Source organism: uncultured Methylobacterium sp., assembly GCF_964251405.1.
In the GTDB taxonomy this organism is placed as follows: Bacteria; Pseudomonadota; Alphaproteobacteria; order Rhizobiales; family Beijerinckiaceae; genus Methylobacterium.
Genome location: NZ_CAXUJR010000154.1, coordinates 1 through 3,523, shown reverse-complemented (window position 1 = coordinate 3,523; position 3,523 = coordinate 1). Strand labels below are relative to the sequence as shown.

The following is a 3,523-nucleotide window of genomic DNA, read 5'->3' as shown; positions in this document are numbered from 1 at the left end:
CCAAAGCGACCAAACCTGCGGCCGCGCCAGCGGGGATGCCGGACAGCAGCAGCGTGCTTGAATCGGCCTAGACCGCTCGTGCGACCCACGGCGCTGGACCTCGTCGGCGGGGCGAGACCTGATCCGGCTCAGCCACAACCGGCCGGCGGGCAGAAGGCCCGCGTCCGACCGTGTCGACGGATAGGGAAAGGCCGTCCGACGGCCTTGACCGCAGCCGCCGGATCTCCAAAAGAACAAAGATCGAACGAGCCCCCGCCCTCCTGACGCGAGGCCGAGATGCCGAAGGGTCCCGCAACCGCGACCGACCGCGCCGTGCCCATCCGCAAGATCATCCACATCGACATGGATGCCTTCTACGCGTCCGTCGAGCAGCGCGATGATCCGGCCTTGCGTGGGCGTCCACTCGCGGTCGGCGGGTCGCGCGAGCGTGGCGTCGTCGCGGCGGCGAGCTACGAGGCGCGCGTGTTCGGCGTGCGCTCGGCCATGCCGTCGGTCACGGCCCGCCGGCTCTGCCCCGACCTCGTCTTCGTGAAGCCGCGCTTCGAGGTCTACAAGGCCGTCTCCGCCGAGATCCAGGCGGTCTTCGCCGAGCACACGCCGCTGGTCGAACCGGTCTCCCTCGACGAGGCCTACCTCGACGTGACGGAGAACCTCCAGGGCCTGGCGACCGCCACGGAGGTGGCCCGGGCCATCAGGGCCGAGATCCTGACCCGCACCGGCCTCGTGGCCTCGGCGGGAGTGTCCTACAACAAGTTCCTGGCCAAGGTGGCCTCGGACTTCAGGAAGCCCGACGCGCTGTTCGTCATCACCCCGGCCATGGGACCTGCATTCGTCGAGGCTCTGCCCATCGGGCGCTTCCATGGGGTCGGACCGGTGACCGAGGCCAAGATGAAGCAGGTCGGCATCCTCACGGGCGGTGACCTCAAGGCGCGGTCGCTCGCCGACCTGCAGGCCGTCTTCGGCAGCTCGAGCGGGTACTACTACGGCGTCGCCCGCGGGATCGACGAGCGACCCGTGCGGGCGCATCGCATCCGCAAGTCGGTCGGGGCGGAAAGCACCTTCTCCGAGGACACGACCGAGTTCGCCGTCCTGGTCGAGCGCTTGCAGCCGATCCTCGACAAGGTCTGGGCGGCTTGCGTGAACAAGGACGTGAGCGGCCGCACCGCGACCCTGAAGGTGAAATTCTCGGACTTCGAGCAGATCACCCGGGCGCGCTCCCTCCGCATGCCGGTGGGCAGCCGCGAGGCCCTCGCGCAGATCAGCGTCGGCCTCCTGCGCGATGTGTTTCCCCTCCGCCGCAGCGTACGCCTGATCGGGGTATCGCTCTCGGGCTTGCAGCATGGCGCGGGGGAGGAATCGTATCAGCTCGGCCTCGGCATCTGAGGTCGAGACGTCGGATGGGGAGCCTGGACTGAGAAACGCGATGCAATCGGCCTAACAGCAGGCGGCTCTCTCCCCGGCTTCGCAGTCGTGGGCGATCGATAACGTCGTCAGACGAGAACGTTTGTCGGGATGATGATCTGGCAGCAGAGCAGCCATATTGGTCGCCTCCATTGTCCAGGGTTGAATGCAGGATATTCAATGCTGGATATAATCCCAGACCTTGGAGATGACGACGGACCCTTCCCCCACGGACGATGCAACACGCTTGACGGAGCCAGCGCGCACATCGCCAACCGCGAAGATGCCGGGGTGTGACGTCGCATAGGGCGTGCCTGCGCCAATCGCGTCTCCGGTCAGCACGAAACCGTGGTTGTCGAGTTCGATGAGCCCCGAGAGCCATTGGGTATTGGGCGCAGCCCCGACCATGACAAACACCGCGCGTGTCGGGATCGTACGGATCGTCCCATCCACGACGCTGCGGATGGTCACCGCTTCGAGGCGATCATCGCCATGCAGGGCGCTGATTTCGGAACCATACTCGATGGTGATCGCCGGATCGGCTTCCAGACGGCTCGAAAGGTAATGCGACATCGAGGCCGCGAGTGAGGGACCGCGCACCAGGAGGCGAACATGCCTGGCCGAGCGACTGAGAAACATCGCCGCCTGGCCTGCCGAGTTGCCTCCACCGATGACGATGGTCTCGGCGTTCCGGCAATAGCGCGCCTCAATTTCCGTTGCCGCATAATAGACACCCGCGCCCTCGAACGCCTCGAGGCGGTCGATCGGCAGGCGTCGGTACTGGACACCGGTCGCGACGACGACGGCACGCCCGCGAACGCGCTGGCCGTTGTCGAACGTCGCACAGAACGCGCCGTCTTCGAGCCGCTCCAGCTTTGCAACCCGCCGCGGCATCGCGAACCGCGTCCCGAATTTCATTGCCTGGACCTCGCCGCGCCAGACGAGGTCTGCGCCCGAGATGCCAGTCGGAAATCCCATGTAATTCTCGATCCGACTCGACGTGCCGGCCTGGCCGCCGATCGCGAGGTCCTCGACGACCAGCGCCCGTAGGCCCTCCGCGCCTGCGTAGACGCCCGCCGCCACACCGGCTGGCCCACCGCCGACGATGAGAACGTCGAAAGCCTCGTCGTCGATGAGGTTGTAGTTCAGGCCTAGCAAATGGGCGACCTTGTCGGGCGTCGGCTCCGTTACGACGACGTCGCGTCCGAAGATCACGGCCGGCCGGTCGGAGGCGATCGCGCAGCTTTTCGCGACGGCGCCGGCCTCCGGGCTGCCGAGCGAGTAGGACCGGTAGGGAAGGCGGTTGCGGCTCGCGAACGCCGCGATCCGCCGAACGGCCCGGTCGTCATCCTCGCCGATCAGCACCAATGTGCCGTCTCGCGAGTCGAGCTGCCGCCGCCGCCGTGCAGCGAGAACCGTGATGACGATGTCCGACATCTCAGGGATCTCGGACATCAGCCTCAGCATCTCCAGGCGCGGGACCTCGACGACGGTGGTATCCCGGACCGCCCGCATGGGCATCGACCAATTGCCACCGCTCAAGATCGAGATTTCGCCCATGAATTGCGTCGGTCCGAGCGTGGACGGAAGGTGGCGTTCATTCGTGAACGGGTTCACGACTTCGATCTCGCCCGCTTCGACATAGACGAAGCGATCAGCAGGTTCGCCAGCGCGTGCGAGGAAAGTCCCAGCCGGGTAATGCCGTTCGACTCCTGCGGCCTGCAGCGCGGCGATGTGCGATGCTGCGAGGGGGACGCGCTGCATTTCCTGCAGGTCCCGGCCGATCGTTTCCATGTTTCGACTCCCCCAAGCTCTGATCGGTGCGGTGCAGCATTGATCACGCAGCTTCGCCAGACAAGACGACGGCTTTGCAAGATGCCGGACCTCGCAAAGGGGCGTCTGCAGAACCGACCCCAGCGTTCCTGCAAGCGACGGAGGAAGCGGCTCCACAGGGGCCAACCCTTCCGCCGGACAGGGCAGTGGGGAAGGGCAGGGCGCGCCAGGCGCGCGGTAGCGCAGCCTGAACGGTCGGTTTGCTTCCTGCGGCGTCGGTAGCCTGCCCGGCCTTTGTGCCGAGCAGGCGCTTTCGGGACCTGTGACGCCTTGCCGACCTGAGTCAGGT

2 protein-coding genes are annotated in these 3,523 nt (G+C 66.4%); one reads left to right on the top strand and one right to left on the bottom strand.

Annotation, left to right across the window (positions count from 1 at the left end; all coding sequences use genetic code 11):
- Positions 1-276 precede the first annotated feature (276 nt).
- Positions 277-1,383: a DNA polymerase IV gene (gene dinB, locus ACFE7U_RS17440; RefSeq protein WP_375410972.1), complete on the top strand. Its 1,107-nt coding sequence runs from the start codon at positions 277-279 to the stop codon at positions 1,381-1,383.
- A 195-nt stretch (positions 1,384-1,578) separates the two neighbouring features.
- Here dinB and ACFE7U_RS17435 read toward each other — a convergent pair whose 3' ends face one another.
- Positions 1,579-3,195, bottom strand: a complete 1,617-nt coding sequence (locus tag ACFE7U_RS17435; protein WP_375410973.1) for an FAD-dependent oxidoreductase — start codon at positions 3,193-3,195, stop codon at positions 1,579-1,581.
- Positions 3,196-3,523 lie beyond the last annotated feature (328 nt).